13 protein-coding genes are annotated in these 17,582 nt (G+C 58.2%); 10 read left to right on the forward strand and 3 right to left on the reverse strand.

The genetic code is table 11. The features are described from left to right. Positions 1-158: 158 nt before the first annotated feature. From SO139_RS24275 to SO139_RS24290, 4 genes are all read left to right on the forward strand, one after another. Positions 159-1,547, forward strand: a complete 1,389-nt coding sequence (locus SO139_RS24275) for a cytochrome ubiquinol oxidase subunit I (protein WP_449384620.1) — start codon at positions 159-161, stop codon at positions 1,545-1,547. Next, positions 1,544-2,551, forward strand: a complete 1,008-nt coding sequence (locus SO139_RS24280) for a cytochrome d ubiquinol oxidase subunit II (protein WP_474799244.1) — start codon at positions 1,544-1,546, stop codon at positions 2,549-2,551. The genes SO139_RS24275 and SO139_RS24280 overlap by 4 nt, the downstream gene beginning before the upstream one ends. Positions 2,552-2,636: 85 nt before the next feature. Further along, entirely contained in the window at positions 2,637-3,803 is a 1,167-nt protein-coding gene (locus SO139_RS24285) for an NADH:flavin oxidoreductase/NADH oxidase (RefSeq protein ID WP_449384235.1), read from the forward strand. Positions 3,804-3,892: 89 nt separating this feature from the next. Next, positions 3,893-4,198, forward strand: coding sequence for a UBP-type zinc finger domain-containing protein (locus SO139_RS24290; protein WP_449384236.1), 306 nt, complete (start codon positions 3,893-3,895; stop codon positions 4,196-4,198). A gap of 94 nt (positions 4,199-4,292) precedes the next feature. Here SO139_RS24290 and SO139_RS24295 read toward each other — a convergent pair whose 3' ends face one another. Then, positions 4,293-5,669, reverse strand: coding sequence for an ATP-binding protein (locus SO139_RS24295; RefSeq protein WP_449384237.1), 1,377 nt, complete (start codon positions 5,667-5,669; stop codon positions 4,293-4,295). 375 nt (positions 5,670-6,044) lie between these two features. Between SO139_RS24295 and SO139_RS24300 the strand changes: the two genes are divergently transcribed. Both SO139_RS24300 and SO139_RS24305 read left to right on the forward strand, forming a co-directional pair. Then, positions 6,045-6,674, forward strand: coding sequence for a response regulator transcription factor (locus tag SO139_RS24300; RefSeq protein WP_449384238.1), 630 nt, complete (start codon positions 6,045-6,047; stop codon positions 6,672-6,674). A 40-nt stretch (positions 6,675-6,714) separates the two neighbouring features. After that, a complete protein-coding gene (locus SO139_RS24305; RefSeq protein WP_449384239.1) occupies positions 6,715-7,068 on the forward strand; it encodes a response regulator transcription factor in 354 nt (117 codons plus the stop codon). Positions 7,069-7,096: 28 nt separating this feature from the next. Here SO139_RS24305 and SO139_RS24310 read toward each other — a convergent pair whose 3' ends face one another. Then, complete coding sequence (locus tag SO139_RS24310) at positions 7,097-13,009, reverse strand: AAA family ATPase (RefSeq protein ID WP_449384240.1); 5,913 nt, start codon at positions 13,007-13,009, stop codon at positions 7,097-7,099. Positions 13,010-13,179: 170 nt separating this feature from the next. After that, entirely contained in the window at positions 13,180-14,076 is an 897-nt protein-coding gene (locus SO139_RS24315) for a helix-turn-helix domain-containing protein (protein ID WP_449384241.1), read from the reverse strand. Between the two features lie 497 nt (positions 14,077-14,573). Here SO139_RS24315 and SO139_RS24320 point away from each other — a divergent pair, with 497 nt between their 5' ends. The 4 genes from SO139_RS24320 to SO139_RS24335 all read left to right on the forward strand — a co-directional run. Further along, positions 14,574-16,046, forward strand: coding sequence for a sensor histidine kinase (locus SO139_RS24320; protein WP_449384242.1), 1,473 nt, complete (start codon positions 14,574-14,576; stop codon positions 16,044-16,046). Continuing rightward, positions 16,043-16,483: a response regulator gene (locus tag SO139_RS24325; protein WP_449384243.1), complete on the forward strand. Its 441-nt coding sequence runs from the start codon at positions 16,043-16,045 to the stop codon at positions 16,481-16,483. The genes SO139_RS24320 and SO139_RS24325 overlap by 4 nt, the downstream gene beginning before the upstream one ends. A gap of 90 nt (positions 16,484-16,573) precedes the next feature. Next, the gene (locus SO139_RS24330) at positions 16,574-17,017 is read left to right on the forward strand and encodes a tautomerase family protein (RefSeq protein ID WP_449384244.1); all 444 of its coding nucleotides are present in this window, start codon (positions 16,574-16,576) and stop codon (positions 17,015-17,017) included. A 384-nt stretch (positions 17,018-17,401) separates the two neighbouring features. Then, positions 17,402-17,582, forward strand: a 181-nt coding sequence (locus tag SO139_RS24335) for a helix-turn-helix domain-containing protein (protein ID WP_498540692.1), incomplete at its 3' end; no start/stop codon positions are given.

Here is a 17,582-nt window from a genome sequence, read left to right on the forward strand (position 1 = left end):
ACTCATTCGCCGGCATCAGCGCAACGCGCGGCTCGACACAGACAAATAGGGGCACGCTTTCACAATATTTGTTCGAGGCGAAACGGCACACTGAAGGATGTGCGGACAATCCTTCCAGCTCCTGGGAGCTGTCACGTGTCCGCGGATGGAGTGTGCCGATGGATCCCGTGATACTCTCGCGCCTACAATTCGCGTTCACGATTGGCTACCACATCCTTTGGCCGGCATTTTCGATCGGGATCGCATGGTTCATCGTCACCTTGAACGCCTTGTGGCTGCGGACCGGAAAGCCGGCATACCATCAGCTCGCGACCTTCTGGACGAAGGTCTTTGCCCTCGCGTTCGGGATGGGCGTCGTGACCGGTGTCGTCATCTCATATGAAATCGGACTTAACTGGTCCCGGTATGCGCGAGTCACGGCTGACGTCATCAGCCCGCTCCTGACACTCGAAGTCCTGACGGCCTTTTTCCTGGAAGCCGGCTTTATCGGGATCATGCTGTTCGGTGAGAAGCGCGTCGGGAAATGGCTGCATTTCGCGGCATCTGTGATCGTGGCGACGGGCACGGTCATCTCGGCATTCTGGATCATCGCGGCCAACTCCTGGATGCAGACGCCGGTGGATTTCACCATGACCGGCGACGGCCGGTTCGTCACCACGGATTTCTGGGGCGTGGTTTTCAATCCTTCGATGCCATATCGGCTCGCACATATGCTGCTGGCCAGCTTCATCACCGGAATTTTCGTCGTTGTCGGCGTGTCCGCGTTCTGGCTGCTGCGCGGCCGGGAGAAGGAGCAGGCGCCTGCCCGCGCGGCCTTCTCGCTCTGCCTCTGGATGGCAACGATTTTGGTACCACTGCAAATCTTCGTCGGCGATCAACACGGGCTCAACACCCGTAAATTCCAGCCGATGAAGCTCGCAGCGATCGAAGCGCGATGGGAGACGGCGAAAGCGGTGCCACTAACCGCCATTGCCTGGCCCGACGAGAAGGCTGAGCGCAACGACTACGCCGTCGAAATCCCCTGGCTAGGGAGCATCATTCTCACGCATTCGTTTAACGGCGAAGTCAAGGGCCTGAAAGAAGTTCCCGCGAGCGAGCGTCCGCCCGTCATTCCCGTATTCTTCGCTTTCCGGATCATGGTTGGCTGCGGAATGGCGCTGCTCGGCCTTGCGTTACTGTCTCTCTATCTTCGCTGGCGCCAGAAGCTGTTCGACACGGATTGGTATCTCTACGCGTGTCTGGTCGGCACACCGCTTGGCTTTATCGCGACGCTCGCGGGCTGGACAGTGACGGAGGTGGGACGGCAACCGTATGTCGTCTACGGACAGTTGCGAACCGCTGATGCCGTCTCCCCGATTGCAGGCGGGGCTGTCTTCGGATCGCTCGCCGTCGCGCTGGTGCTCTACAACCTCCTGCTACTCGGCTTCTTCTACTATGGCGGCCGATTGGTGTGGCGTGGGTTCGAGACCGAGACACCAACAACTCCCGTTGGCCGGCCGCTCGGCGCCATCCACGTAGCAATCGCAGCAACGGAAGCGATCAAATGAGCATTTTTGGCAATCTCGATCTGCCGGTGGTGTTCGCCGTGTCTGCGGCCTTCGTCATAGCGCTCTATGTCATCCTGGATGGTTTCGACCTCGGAGTCGGGATCCTCTTGCCATTCGCATCGTGTCCGGCGGACCGCGATATCATGATCCGAACATTGGCGCCCACCTGGGACGGCAACGAGACTTGGCTCGTACTCGGCGCGATGGTGTTATGGACCGCCTTTCCCGGAGCCTTCGCAATTCTCATCCCGGCGTACTACGTGCCCCTCGCCTTGATGCTGTTTGGGCTCGTTTTGCGCGGCGTTTCGTTCGGCTTCCGATCCCAGGGCGGTCCCTTGAGAGTCATCTGGACGGCGGCCTTCACTGGCGGCTCTGCGATCGCAGCCTTTTGCCAGGGCGCCATCCTGGGATCATTCATCGGCGGGACAATTCGAGTCGCCGACGGCCACTTTGCCGGCGGTCCGCTCGACTGGATCACGCCGTTTTCAGTCGCAACCGGCCTCGGGCTAGCAGCCGGTTATGGCCTGCTCGGCGCATGCTGGTTGATATGGAAAACCGAGGGATCGACGCAAGCTTCCGGCCGCAGGCTCGCGCTCGTAACGCTTCTTCTCACGGGAGCCGCAATCGCGTTGATCAGCCTGTGGACTCCATTGAGCGTCCCTGCGATCGCCGATCGTTGGTTCACGCTCCCCCATTTGTTGTCGCTCTCGCCGCTTCCCCTCCTCGCCGCAGCCGCCTGGGTCGGCGCCTTGCGGTCATTGTCCGGACCGCGTGACTGGGTGCCATTTCTCTGCGCGATTCTGCTGTTCCTCGCCTCGCTGGGTGGGCTCGGCGCGAGTGTCTGGCCCTACGCCATTCCGGGGGTTATGAACATTTGGGATGCGGCGTCCGAACAGCGAACCCAAGTGATCTCGTTCTTCGCAATCGCTGCAATCGTCCCGATCATCCTGGCCTACGTTGGTTTCAGCTACTGGACGTTTCGGGGAAAGGTCGGCGCTTCATGAACGAGCAAAGATGACGGCGGGTCCGTCCGCCGACCGAGCCCGACAGCTCCTGCTCGAAACGATGGCATCGCGGAGAAAGATTGCAATGACGCATCGGCCAGCCCTGTTTGAACCCATTCGGGTCGGCTCGCTCGAATTGTCGAACCGGATCGTTATCGCGCCGATGTGCCAATATTCGGCAGACAATGGCTGCATGACCGACTGGCACTTGATCCATTTGGGTCACCTTTCGCTTTCCGGGGCGGCCCTGCTCACGATCGAGGCCACAGCAGTGCTGCCGGATGGCCGCATCACATGGGCGGATGTTGGCCTGTACGACAATGCGACGGAAATGGCGATGGGCTCCACGCTCGATCGAATTCGACGCTGGTCGGGCATTCCTATCGGCATCCAATTGAACCACGCAGGCCGCAAAGCGTCGACGGACGTGCCTTGGGTAGGAGGGGCCCAGATCGCGCCGAGCGCGCCAAATGGCTGGCAGACGGAAGCACCTTCGTCGATCCCCTATGCCGAAGGCGAGATGTCGCCGCAGATGCTAGACCTCGAACGACTTCGCGAGATACGAGATGCATTCGTATCATCGGCAAAACGCGCCCGTTATATCGGCGTCGATCTGATACAGCTTCACTGCGCACACGGCTACCTTTTGCATCAATTCCTGTCACCGCTCTCCAACCAGCGTGACGACAAGTTTGGTGGATCCTTGGAAAATCGCATGCGATTTCCACTTGCGGTATTCGAGGCGGTGCGCGAGTCGATACCTGACAGGCCCGTCACCGTTCGAATATCTGGCACCGACTGGGTCGACGGAGGCTGGGACATCGAACAAACCTGCGCCTTCGCAACGACGCTCGAAGCTGCCGGCTGCGACGCGGTCCATATTTCCAGCGGGGGTCTTCATCCAGCTCAGCGGATTCCCGTGGGGCCAAGCTATCAGGTGCCCCTGGCTCGGGCCGTCAAGACAGCCGTCGAGATACCTGTCGTCGCCGTCGGACAGATCACCGGCTTCGACCAGGCCGAAGCGATTGTCGGTACCCGGGAAGCTGATATGGTCGCACTGGCACGGACTATCCTTTATGATCCTCGGTGGCCCTGGCATGCTGCGGCCGAATTAGGCGCGCAGGTCCAGGCACCAAATCAGTACCTTCGGTCGCAGCCTCGACGCTTCAAGGATTTGTTGACAGGGAGTAGCCCCAAGAGGTCCGAGCAGTCTTCCCTTGTTGACCGCAATCTACGAGTTCTTGCATCATAGCTGGCAAATTCGGGGGTGCCAGTTAGGACGCCGCGCGCATTGTCGCCGATCTAACCACTGGCCGCAAATTCGCGGCACGGAGGTGCCTAGTGCCGAGCTCCTGTTCTCATAGAGGCCTTATCAGGACCGTTACGCCGAGCGCGCGAGGCTGCGAGGAATGCTTGAAGACTCGGAGCTGGTGGGTCCACCTGCGCATCTGTCGTTCGTGTGGCCACGTCGGTTGTTGCGACCAATCGCCCGGAAAGCACGCCACAAAGCACTTTCAGACGAGTGGACATCCCATCATTGAGGGTTACGATCCGCCAGAGGGTTGGGGCTGGTGCTATGTCGACGAGACGTTCATCGAGCTTGATCATCCCACACAGCAGCTCGGTCCAATACCGAGATTCGTGTGATCGGTGTAAAGCCGCCGGTCGATCACGAATTCTCCGGCATTCCGCGGCTCTCGCTGCGGCCACTTCTCGTCCGGCGCACCCTGGAATGCTCGTGTCAGCCCGACGATCGGCCTCGTGCGAGGGCAACTCTTGCGAGCGCACGATCCGGTGGATGCGACGCACATACTATGCCCGCCACATAAGCTCTTGTCGTCTCGAGCAGCCGAAACATCGGCGCTTCACTCGCCATCTCGACCGCGAGAAATGATTTGTCGAAAAGACGGTAGAACGATTCTGATGGCCGCGTGCACACGCTATCCAAACAGCCCGCGATAGCGCGCTCGGCAGTGAACGAGCCACGGAGAGTAGCCAGATGAACCAGCATGCGCTGCTCTTCCTCAGAGAGAAGGCCGTAGCTCCAATCGAAAGCCGCTGCCAAGGTGCGGTGCCTGGGCAACGCTGTCCGGCGACCTCGTGTGAGAATTGCGAAACAATCGTCGAGACGGGCAGCAATATCACGAAGCCCAAGCTCCGCAACCCGAGCGGCGGCCAGCTCGAGCGCGAGCGGTATTCCGTCAAGCCTCCGACAGATTTCAGCAATTGTCGGAATATCTCGCCGGCGTGGTTCAAATCGCATCGAAGATTGGACACGATCAACGAACAGGGTGATTGCCGAGAATTTCGCTATGTCCCTCTGCTCAATCTCCTCTCCTTCTGCGGGAAACGTGAGCGACGGCAGCAGATGGGTCCATTCCCCGGTCGCTCGTAGCGCTTCCCGGCTGGTCACCAGCAACTTCAAATTACAGCACCGACTTAACATCACCTCTGCAAGTGTCGCGATGGGTTCAACGATGTGCTCGCATGTGTCGAGTATCAAAACCGCTTCATGAAGCCTAAGGTGATCGCACAATAATTCGAGCGGGTCATGACCTGGTGCCAGATGCAGGGCCTCCGAGATGACTTGAGCTGCTCCAGCACCGTCAACGACATGCGACAGATCAACGAATCCGATCACGCCCTGAAAGTGCTCCGCGTAACGCTTCGCGGTTGCGATCGCAACGGTTGTCTTGCCGATACCGCCCGGCCCGGTGATGGTTACGAGGCGATGTCGGTCCAGCGCACCTTCAACAATTTGAATTGCTTCATCTCGACCGACTGTCGGATTAGGCAGGATTGGCAGTGCGGCAGGCCTCCAGGGCCTTGAGCCGTTCGGCTCGATCCCGTGCGGATGATAGCGTACGGGTAGAACGAAACAATATCCGCGATTCGGCACCGTATCGATTGCGCGGCTCGTCTCGTCGCATTGCGACAGTACCTTTCTAAGGACGGCCATCTGCACGCGAACATTCGCTTCTTCGACCGTAACGTTTGGCCAAACCAGACGCATTAGATCGTTGAAGCTCACAATGCTTCCAGCCCGCGACACCAGCAAGAGCAATAGGTCGAGCGCCCGCCCGCCAATCGCGACGCGCTCGGCGCCGTGCACCAGCATCCGCCGCTTTGGAAACAATCGCAGGCCTGCGAACTCGTAGCACTCCTCGGATGTCGGCTCTGCCCCTGGTGAGGCGGTAACGGGACTGTTCCGCTGCGGTGTTGAACAAGAGCCCTCATCCAAGAGCCCGCTTTTGACTGGCCGTTCGCTTAGCAGGGTCACCGACTACCTCGCGCAATGTTAAGCGCCGTATGTCGCACAGTAAGGCCAACGCGCTTCTACTATGATGCCCATTTTGTCGCAGGCCAATCTAGCAAGGGTCTCTACGACCCATACTTTGGTGTGTTCTTTTGTTGGTGACGGCCGCACCTTCGTTTAGTAGGGTTAGGCGCTACTTATGGTATTGATTTCAAGCTTCTTCTGGGTAGCGCGCGCATGGCCCAAGCGACGGATGGCACACCTACCGTGCACGTCATTGATGACGACGATTCTGTGCGCTTAATGCTCGATAGCCTGCTGCGGTCGGTCAGGCTTAACGTCCGCAGCTACAGCACTACGCAGGAGTTTCTGAAGGCGAGCCGCCTGGACGGCCCCGGTTGCATTGTTCTCGACATTCGCCTTCCGGGAATCAACGGACTGGACTTTCAGGAACAGCTCCAGGAAATTGGGGTGAGATTACCCGTGGTGCTGATGACTGGACATGGGGACATTCCGATGAGTGTGCGAGGTATGAAAGCCGGCGCAGTCGACTTCCTTCCCAAGCCATTTCGAGATCAAGACATGATCGATGCGGTCACGACAGCACTCGATCGGGATCGGGCGCGTCGCGCCAACGATGACTGGGCTGTCGCGACGGCCGATCGGTTCGCCACGCTTTCCTCGCGCGAGCGCGAAGTGATGATGTTGGTAACCTCCGGCAAACTGAACAAGCAAGTGGCAGGAGAACTCGGCCTAAGCGAGATAACAGTCAAGATGCATCGCGGTGCCGCGATGCGCAAAATGGAAGCTCATTCCATTGCAGATCTGGTTCGCATGGCAGATGCACTCAAGAACAGAGCGCGCTGAGAAGACGTTCAATGCTCTAACCACGTAGGCGGCGACAGAAATGATTTCCATTGTCGATGATGACGTCGCTGTGCGGGAAATGCTGGTCTCGCTAACAAGATCACTTGGATACGACGCCCTCGGATTCGCGTCCGCGGAGGAGTTTCTTGCATCCGCTGACTTTGGACGATTCGCCTGCGCGATTACAGATATTCATATGCCGGGAATGAACGGCTTCGAGCTTCAGAAGCAACTTCATCAGCGCAACCAATCATTTCCGGTCATCATGATAACGGCCCGCACGGAACCAGATCTCGAAAGGAAGGCTATTTCCAGTGGGGCGATAGGCTTCCTCCGCAAACCTCTGGATGTCGAAAAGCTGGTTGGCTGCATCGAGAGGGCATTGGGCGATTGAGGCCGTAGCCGAAAACCGCTCTTCGAACTCAAGTTTCCAGGCCATTGCTGCTGAGATGCGGGATAGTGAAATGAAATGCGGCTCCCTGCGGAACGTTTGCCTCGGCCCAAATCGTTCCTCCGTGGCTTTCTATGATCGAACGGCAGATCGATAGCCCCATTCCCATGCCGCTTGCCTTGGTCGTGTAAAATGGATCGAAAAGTCGATCCAGTTGCTCCGGGCCTATACCCCTCCCCGAATCTCGCACAGATACCAGTACGCCGTTTGAGCGGTTCATCGAAGAGCTGATCAGCAGTTCGCGCCGCGCTTGGCTAACCTCATCCAGGGCATGTACTGCGTTGATGATCAAATTCAACATAACTTGCTGTACTTGGGTGCGATCGGCTTCAACAAGAGGTAAGCCCTCCGCAAGCTGTGTCTGCACCGCGATGTGGCTCTTCGTTACCTCACCGCGCGTGAGCTCGATCACCTCGCCGATCGCTTCGTTGATCTCCATGCGCTCCTTCCGCAGTGGCGCCTTTTTGACAAGCTCACGAGTTCGATCGACGACGACGCCAACTCGACGGCCATCCTTGGTGATCCTCTCAAGTAGTTGGCGAACCTCCTCCAACTCCGGTGGCTGGCGGGCGAGCCAGCGCAGCGCCGCCTCGGCGTTTCCGATCGTTGCCGTGATCGGCTGGTTGACCTCATGGGCGATCGAGGCCGTAAGCTGGCCCATGGTTGCTACACGATTCGCGTGTGCCAGCTCCATCTGAGTCTCGCGATAGCGCCGCTCGCTTTCACGTGCTTCAGATTCCGCTCGCCGGCGTTCAGTCAGGTCAAGGACAAAAGAGACGCCCTGATTTCTATTTTGCTCAAGGAGAGCCGCTCCCATCAGCACGGGCACGCGGCTACCATCCTTCCGAAAATAATCCCTCTCAAACGGCCGTATCGTTCCTGTGACCTTTATCTCCTCCAGGGCCCTCGCAATTCGGTCGCTCTCCTCCGGCGGAATCAAATCTGTCCAGCGTACCCGACTAGAAACGAAATCGTCCCGGTCGAATCCCATCATGTGGAGAAACGTATCGTTGGCCTCGATGATGCGACCTTCGAAGTCCCAGAAGACGATCCCGATGAGGTTGGCGTCGAACAGGCTCCGAATCTTCGCCTCCTGCTCCTGCACTTCGGATTCCATCCGCTTGCGCTCCGTCAGGTCGAGGACAAAAGCGACACCCTGGTTCCCGCCTTCTTCGAAGCTCGCCGCGCCGACCAGTACAGGCACACGGCTACCGTCCTTCCGGACATACTCTTTCTCGTATGGCTGGGCGATACCCGTACTCCTAACTTCTTCGAGCATCTGTGTGTTGCGGTCGCGCCATTCCGGCGCCGTGAGTTCGGCCCCGTTGAGAAGTCCCGATGCGAGAGCTGCGCGGTCGTATCCAACGATGCGGAGGAATGCATCATTGGCCTCAGTGATTCGACTTTGGTGATCGAAGATAACGATCCCGATGATGTTGGCTTCGACCAAGCGACGGATTCTCGCTTCACGCTGCTGAAGGTCGCTATAGAGATGCGTATTCTCCAGCGAGATCGCAAGTTGCGATGCCAGCAACCCAAGCATTGCAGTTCGATCTGGCGTGAACGCGCCCGTGGTCAACGTGTTCTCGAGATAGAGTACTCCGGCCAGCGCCGTTTGTCGCACGAGGGGAAGGCAAAAGACCGAACGAGGTTGTCGACGCCGGAGGTACTCGTCGCCCGAGAAGGGGTTGGGTCGCCTGGCATCATCGAGAATGACCGTTTCGCGTGTCCGAATTACATACCGAATCAGGGAGTCGGGGACATCGTTGCCGGAGAGGGACATTCGGCACAAAACAATCTCGCCGCCGGCTACCTCCGCCATCGCTTCGACTCGAAAGTCATTGTTCTGGGGCAAGACCAACAACCCTCGATCGGCTCCCGCGTTTTCGAGCGAGACGTTCATCAATCGCCCAATCAGCTTCGGCAATTCAATCTCACTGGACACGGCTTGAGAGGCCTTCAAGAGTGTGTTGACGTCCAGCTTCTGGATGGCTGCCGCTGCCGTCTCGATTTGCCGATAGCTCTCGCCAGTAGCAAGGTTGGGGTATCGAGATTCCAGTTGCAGCACCTTACCGTCTGCCCCCCACAGCGCGTAACACGCACGAGCGTTGCGCAGATGCGCGTAGCCGTTCGTTTCAAGCTCCACAGCAAGATAAAACTGGCCGGCGAGTTCGCTGGCCATGGCTTCGTTTTGGATCAAGCCGTTCTCGTGCGCCGAGCGGATCGCCGCTTCGTACTGGCGCATCGCGTCCATCTGGCGGCCCTCGAGGCGCGCGATCTCTGCTGAGACCAGCGCGTATCGATTGTGATAATTCTCAGGGCAATTGTCGGCCCACAGCTTCAGCTTCTTCAGTTTCTCGTCAATCAATTTGCGATATTGCGCTTGCTGTGGCGCCGAGGCTGTAGGATACAACCCGATTAGCGTAAGCGCGTGGCAGAAATGATAGGTTGCCTCAATGGGCATCGCCATCGCGGCGCCGAGCACTGGCTCTGCGTCCGCGGCGGCCTGTAGTGCGTCCTCGTACTGACCATAGAGGACAGCGAGGATTTGCTTCATGATATGATAGAAGACGATGCCGCAGCCAAAGGCTGCCTTGACGATCGTGGCAACGCAAGTTGCTTCATCGAATGTGCCGTCCTCGAAGCTCAAGGGGGATTTCGTCCTCCCCCGGAGGCTTCCGATAAACTGCTGCTGCAGCCGGATCGTCTCGAAAACTGCCTCGTTGTGGCTCTGCTTTGCAAACGCTGCGTACCTACTTGCTGATGTCAGCACATCCTCAAGGGTTTCTCCCTTTTCGATGAGCTGCCACACGGTTTCGAACGCGAGGAACCCCGCATAGACGAGGTCCCCGACCTCGAGACAGGCCTCAAACGCCTGCTCCAGAATCGGTAGTCCTGTGGCGAAGTGCCTTCGCCACAAATTGACATGATCGCCATGCAGGTGAAGCAGCGTGCCTCGCAAACGCAAGTTCTTGAATCGCTCGTTCAGCCGTAGCGACATCTCGGAAAACTGATACGCCGAGTCGATGTCGCCCTTCAGGGAGACAAGCCAGAGCGCGAAGACACCGTAAACATAGCTCGACTGCTCCGTATTCCCGTCTGTTATGGAACGATTGACCCCCTCGAGAGCGACCAGCGGAAACAGCGGCGGCCGCGCGATATAGGCGCAGGGTGTTGCGTCAACGAGGAGCTCAATGATTGCCCGGCTGATGGGATCAACCGCAACCTCCGCATCGAGAAGCGCGCCGACCGGGCGCCCGGCCAGATTGACGGGAAGATTGCGGAATTGCGCTTCAACGGCTGCCTTGATGTCCTGATCGTTGTCAGGAAAAGTGACTCCAAACGAGCTCAGCGCATTTAACGCGACAGCGAGTCCTTGGTCGTATTTGCCTGCTACCTGGTACAGCTTGATGCGCAAGCTGTGAACCTTGGCTCGATCCAAGTTTGATGATGCTCTATCCAGGATGATGTCGAAGAGCGCGTCGGCCGCTTCGAAGTTGCCGGCTAAATATTCGCATTCCGAGAGTAGCAGGTAGAGCTCGAATGTCGTCTCGTAGCGGCTAGTCCACGCATCAAGAGGTGAAAGCTTAGATGCTTGCACGAGGTAATTGCGAGCCGACGCGTACGCAGTCGAGCTTTTTGCGCGCTTTCCTGCCAACACGTTCAACCCGGCAACCTGCTCGCGCTCGTCATGGGCCTCGATGAGGGCCACGCCGCGATTGAGATGGTTCACTATGTCGAAAATTTTGTCTTCAAGCTCGTCGGCTGCGGTCCCGGCTGCGAGCACGCGGCCGATCCGAAGATGGGCCGCGGCGAGATCGGACTCGGGGATGAGCCCATAGGCTGCTTCGTGCACGCGGTCGTGGAGGAATTTATAGGCACCGTCCACCTTGAAGATGAGGCCCGCCAGTACCGCCTCCCGGAGCGTCGCGTGAATCTTCTCTTCGGACTCTCCGTGAACGACCATCATGGTCGCGATCTCAGCGACGCTGCCAAGGCAAGCAAGTTGCCCCAAGGCGTTTCGTGTCGTACCCGACAAGCGACGGAGCTTGACCGACATGAGATCGAGCACGTTGTCCGAGAAGCGCTTTGCATGGATGCGTGAGACGTCCCAAACCCACTTCGCTGTCGTGTGATCGAATTGAAGTAGCCCTTCCTCTCCGAGCTCCGTGAGAAATTGGATTGCAAAGAATGGATTGCCTTCCGTCTTTTGGTGGATCAGCCTCGCAAGCGGCTGCGCGCCAACGTCGCCGCAATGCAGCGTCTCCTCGATCATTTGCTCGATGGCTTCCTGCTTGAGCGGCGCGAGCAACGTCTCCTGCACCCTCCCGCCACCGGAACGGATCGCTTCCTGGATTCGTCTGAGCGGATGGGACGAGCCGACTTCGTTATGACGATAAGCACCCACTAGCAACAAATGACGAATCTCGGGGTGCGTGGCGAGATGTTTCAGCATCTCCAGTGTTGCCGTATCGAGCCATTGCAAATCGTCTAGGAACAGCGCGAGGGGATGCTCTGCTCGAGCAAACACACCGACGAAGCGGCGGAATACCCGCTGAAACCGATTGTAATCCTCCTGGGGAGGGAGTTCAGGAACGGCTGGCTGCTCTCCTATGACCAGTGCGAGCTCCGGGATCAGGTTTATCATGAGCTGGCCATTGAAGCCCAACGCATCGAGCAGGAGCGATCGCCAAAGCGATATCTCCTCATCGCTTTTGCTGAGAAGCTGTCGCACAAGCGATTGAAAAGCTTGAGCCAGGGTTGCATACGGGATGTCGCGCTTGTACTGATCGAACTTCCCACCGGCGAACAAACCTCGCGGCGGCACCAGAGCTTTGTGCAGTTCGTTTACGATCGACGATTTGCCGATACCGGCTTGGCCGGAAATGAACACGATTTCCGTCATCCCGTTGGCAATGACACGATCGAAGGCCGCAAACAGACTATCGACCTCCTTTTCGCGACCATAGAGTTTTTCCGGAATCAGCAGCCGATCGGACGCATCATGAAGACCGAGCGGAAACCATTCGATCCGGCCATGGGTGACCCATTCGGAGAGACATCGCTGCAGGTCGGCCTCGACGCCCGCTGCCGTCTGGTACCGGCTTTCCGCATTCTTGGCGAGGAGCTTCAAAACGATTGCGGCGACAGAGAGTGAAATCCCGTTGACACGCTCATTGGGCGGCACGGGATGCCGGGCGATGTGACAATGAATCCATTCCATCGGGTCGACGGCAGAGAATGGAAGCGATCCCGTCAACATCTGGTAGAAGGTGACACCGAGAGAGTATAGATCGCTGCGAGTATCGATGGATCGATTCATCCGTCCGGTTTGTTCCGGCGACATGTAAGGCAGCGTGCCGGCAATCACTTCGGGCGGAGCAGGACTTTGGTGTTCGCGCGGCAGGCGTGAGGCCATGCCGAACCCGGTGATCTTGACCTCTCCGGTCGCACGATTCACAAGGATGTTGGTCGGCTTGAGATCCTTGTGGATGAGGCCGCGCCGGTGGACGTTGCCGACAGCCGCAGCGATATCTATGGCGAGACGCAGAAAGCTTGCAACCTCCATTGGTGCGTCAATCAGGCTTTCGAGCGGCTCCCCCCCTGGGTCCTCGAGAAGCAGTACGGTGCGACCGCCCTCATGAAGAAGGTCTAACGGACATACAGCCCACGCGCGATCGAGTTCGTCCTTCCATCCGTGTTCGCGAGCAAGGCGATCGATGACGGCAGGATGTGGACGCTCCGAGGAAGGCCGCACTGCCAGTACGGCGACGGCGCTGCCATCGGAGCGCCTATGCGATCCTCGGCAGAAGACACGCTCGTCATCCTTCCAGGCAACCTGGAAGCTGCTATCTGCGATTCCGGCGAAGCGAACTGCATCCATGTTAGTGCCGGTTCACATCGGTTCGGTCGCGAGTGAAGTAGGTACGAGCCCGCGCCGCTGCGGTGCTAAGCAACAGCCCACATAATACTACCGCTGATGGGCCGGCGCATTACCGAATACTGCGGACCCATGCGCAAATCTTGCTATGCGAGGACCGGGAACCGTGAGCCTCAGCGCTCGCCCCCTGGTTGACGAAGTGCGCGATACTGACCTGGCGTTAGTCCCGTCGCATTCCGAAAGGCTCTGATGAAATTGCCCTGCGATCGAAAGCCGGTTTCCAGCGCAATGTCCACGAGTGAGGAATGATTCAATGCCAGTCGCGTTTGCGCCTCTTGCACTCGGCGATACGTCAAGTAGCGATGAGGCGAAAGGCCGGTCGCCTCTCGAAACAGCCGCAAGAAATGAAAGTCACTGAGATGGGCCTCAGCTGCTAGATCGTGGAGCGTTATGTTCTCCGCAAAACGCGCTTCAATGAAATCGAGGACTCGTTTGAGGCGCTTGGCATCGATATTCGGGGCTTTTGAGGGCCGCCTCCAGCGATCGACGGAATAGTTACCAATCAGATGTGCCGCAAGCGCTGCTTGCATGCCATCCAGGAAAAGACGGTCTATCTGTTCGACACCCCGACTCGCGACACCGTGGATGTTCATGGCGATCTGGTGAAGCATGGCGTCTCTAAGACCGCCGGAGTAGACCAACTCGGCCTTCGAGGGGTCTATGTCGTAGTCCTCAAGGGCACTCTGTTGGATCAAGGTTGGCGGCAAAAAAATATGCAGACACTCGATTGGAGATGTAATGCCGCTAACGCTCTCGTCGGTCCCCTCGGGGCAAATGCAGGCGATACCCGGTTGAATAAAATCCCGGCGGGTCAGGCCGTTTCCTTCCTGAATTGCGAATGCGCGGCCAGAAAGCACAAACGCAAGCTCGTTGCTGACGCAGACGCCGGGCCGTTGAAATCCAGCTTCGAGAAATCGATGCTCTACACGCAGGTGCGGAAACTCAGCCACGCCCACCAAACGCGATGTAGTGTCGTGATATTTTCGATCGCCATGCGTTTTCAGGATCACGGCCCGCTCCATGGGATCGCCACGATACCCATTTGTGAAACCAGTGGAAATACCTGGCCGTGAGCTTCGTCGCGCGATAGATCCGCCGGCAGCGTCGTGGTTCCATCCGTTAGCTGGATGCTCAAATAATATGCAGCCGCCAGCTATCCTTCGGACTGAAGCTTTCTGAAACCGGAGTAACTCCAAGCGCAACGCCAAACCGATCTCGCTGCGTCGCTCAATCCCATCGGTGTTTTTCTTGACGACGATTTACCAGTCTTTACACCCTCACTGACGCGATGCCGGCTAAGTTATCGATAGCTCCCAGCGCCTTCGTCGATGTTGCGATGCTCAGGAAGGCGAATGGAACGGTCGCCCAGCCAGGCGAGATCAGATTGACGACAGATGTCGCGTCACATGGGATGGTGTCGCAGTCCTCTATTGGGGGATGCATGCACGGTTTCACCACGGGGAACGCGTACGTTTGCGCCACTCGCAATCCGCGTGAGAGCCGGTAGATGCAGGTCGTACCAACCGTCGGCTACACTGGGAGCGGAACGCAACAGCCGCTCCCCGATCCGCTCGAGCAGCAACTGAGAGAATCTCTTGAGCGTGAGGCGGCAACGGCCGAGATATTGAGGGTCATCGCGAGTTCGCCTTCCGGCTTTGGCCCCATCTTCGCAGCGATCGCAGAAAGGTCCAACAAGCTCGTAAACGGGCTGTCTACAGCGGTTCTTCAGTTAATCGATGACAGGTTGCATCTTGCTGCGTTCACCCGACGAGGCGAGATCGCGGACGCGGCCTTGATCAATCTGTTTCCCCTGAAGCTTTCAGACGTCGATTGGTATGAAAGAACAATCCGGGAGGTACGGCCAGTTCAGATCGAGGATTGCGAGTTGGGGTTCGCCGACTTGCCTGGCCTGTTGGATCTCTCGCGCAAGCGAGGCTTCCGGAGCGTTGCCCTGATCCCGCTTTTTCGCGACTCCGGGAGCGTCGGCATCATCAGCGTAACGCGCGCAGAGATCGGAAAATTCCGGGAAGAGCACATACGTCTGTTACGAACATTTGCTGATCAGGCGGTTATTGCGATCGAGAACGCCCGGCTTTTCAACGAAGTGCAGGCCAGAACGACCGATCTTACACGATCACTCGAGGACCTGCGCGTGGCCCAAGATCGCCTCGTGCAGACCGAAAAGCTTGCTTCTCTTGGCCAACTCACGGCAGGTATCGCACACGAAATCAAGAATCCGCTCAATTTCGTCAACAATTTTTCAGCGCTGTCAGTCGAGCTGACCGACGAACTCAACGACGTCCTAAGGCAGGCAACTCTCACGGAGGAAATCCGCATCAAAGTCGATGAATTGACCAGTCTTCTTAGAGAGGACCTCGAGAAGGTCATTCAGCACGGCAAGCGAGCCGATTCCATCGTCAAGAACATGCTGCTGCACTCGCGCGAGCGCTCGGGCGAGCGCCGCCCGGCTGACGTCAATGCGTTGGTCGAAGAGAGTCTCAACCTCGCCTATCACGGCGCGCGTGCGGAGGACTCGGCCTTCAAAATCACACTCCAGTGCGAGCTGGACCCTGATGCCGGGACGATCGATCTTTACCCGCAGGACATCACGCGCGTACTGCTCAATCTGATTTCGAACGGCTTCTACGCGACGACCAAGCGCAAGGCGACGGCCGGCGCGGCGTTCGAGCCGACCCTGTGCGCCAGTACCAGGAGCGTGCGCGACGGAGTGGAAATCGGAATTCGCGACAATGGCACGGGCATCCCCGAGGAGGTGAAGGAGAAGATTTTCAATCCCTTCTTCACGACCAAACCGGCTGGTGAAGGAACAGGGCTTGGTCTTTCGATCTGTCACGACATCATCGTGAAACAGCACGGCGGCGGCATCGAGGTCGCGACCGAGCCGGGCGCATTTACCGAGTTCACCATCACGCTGCCACGCATCGCGGCGGCTCAAATCCCCGAGGAGGCCAAAAATTGACCGTCTATATCCTGGTCGTCGATGATGAACCCGACATCGAAGCCCTGTTCCGCCAGCGGTTCCGGCACGATCTGCGTTCCGCGCGCTTTCAGATGGAGTTCGCCACGTCAGCGCCGGCGGCGCTGAGGCGTGCCGTCGAGATCCGGGACGCTTCGCTGATCCTGATCCTTTCGGATATCAACATGCCCGGGATGAGCGGGCTCGAGCTATTGCCGATCATGCGTGCGACGCGTCCCGACGTGCCAGTCATCATGATTACCGCCTATGGCGATACAGAAACGCGTAGGACAGCGATCGAACATGGCGCCGAAGGATTGTTGACCAAGCCGATCGACTTCGCGCTCCTACGGCAGGAAATCGACACGAGGATCGAGCACGCAGCGCCCATCCTCGTGGTTGACGATGAACCGGATCTCGAGAAGGCGAGGCTGAGCTAAAAGGATTTTCTCCGGCGCCTGCGGTCACCAGACCAGCCGTGGGTCGCTGCTCGACCGCTTGTCCGTATTCTTCTCGATTGCAGAGACCGCTTGACCGAAGAAGAGGAGGATTGCGTGCCAAAAATGTTCGTTCACGCTCCCAGTGGCGTTTTCACCCCCGAGGCTCGCGCGCGAGTGGCTGCCGAACTGACTGACCTCGGAATGGCGTGCGAGCGCCTTGCCGACACACCGACAATCCGATCGGGGGTTTGGGTTATCTTCGCCGAGTACGAGCCCGACGCTGTCTTCAGCGGTGGAGAAGTCGCATCGCGTCCGATCATAGCCCTGCTGATCAACGCAATTAAGGGAGGCCTCGACGATCCCGCCAAGAAGCGGCTCATCGAGGAAGGCACGGCGATCCTCGGCAGACACGCTGCCATTGGCGAAGGAAAAGTGCCGGCCTACGTCGCCGTCCAGGAGATCCCCGAGAGCAATTGGGGTATGTACGGAAAGCAGGTCGACCTTTCTGCGATGCGCGCTCCAGCAACCGCCTAGTTGCGCACGGTTATCGCTGAGCGGCATCTTTCGTACAGCGTCTTCCGTAAAACCGAATTAACTATAATTCGGGCAAGTGTCAGCGTCGCCCTTCTTCCGGTGCTCTTCGAACGCCGCGAGGAAAACGACCCGAGGTTCGCCGAATTTGTCGGGCTCGCCCGAATGCCGCTTGCCGAAGGCGAGCTGCTCGCTCACGATTGAGTAAGGCGACGCTGTATGATCTACCGGGTCAAGCGTGAGGCCACACGCGACCCGAATGAAAACTCATGTCCACGCACCAAGCTGGGAAATCAAGGGCTTGCGCTGAGCAGCCTGAGACATAGGTGACGGTACGTACCGGACACATGGGTTACACTTTCCGCTTTTGTTCTGCGGGAGGTGTGGATGCCGTGGAAAGCGAGTTCGGTAATGGAAGAGCGCCTGCGCTTTGTCGCCCGGCTTCTGGATGGGGAAGCCATGACCGAGGTCTGCCGGGAGTTCGGCATATCCCGCAAGACCGGCTACAAGATTTTCGATCGCTACAAGGAGCACGGGCTTGAGGCGTTAAGCGACCGCTCCAGGCGGC

The organism is Bradyrhizobium sp. UFLA05-89 (assembly GCF_059803475.1).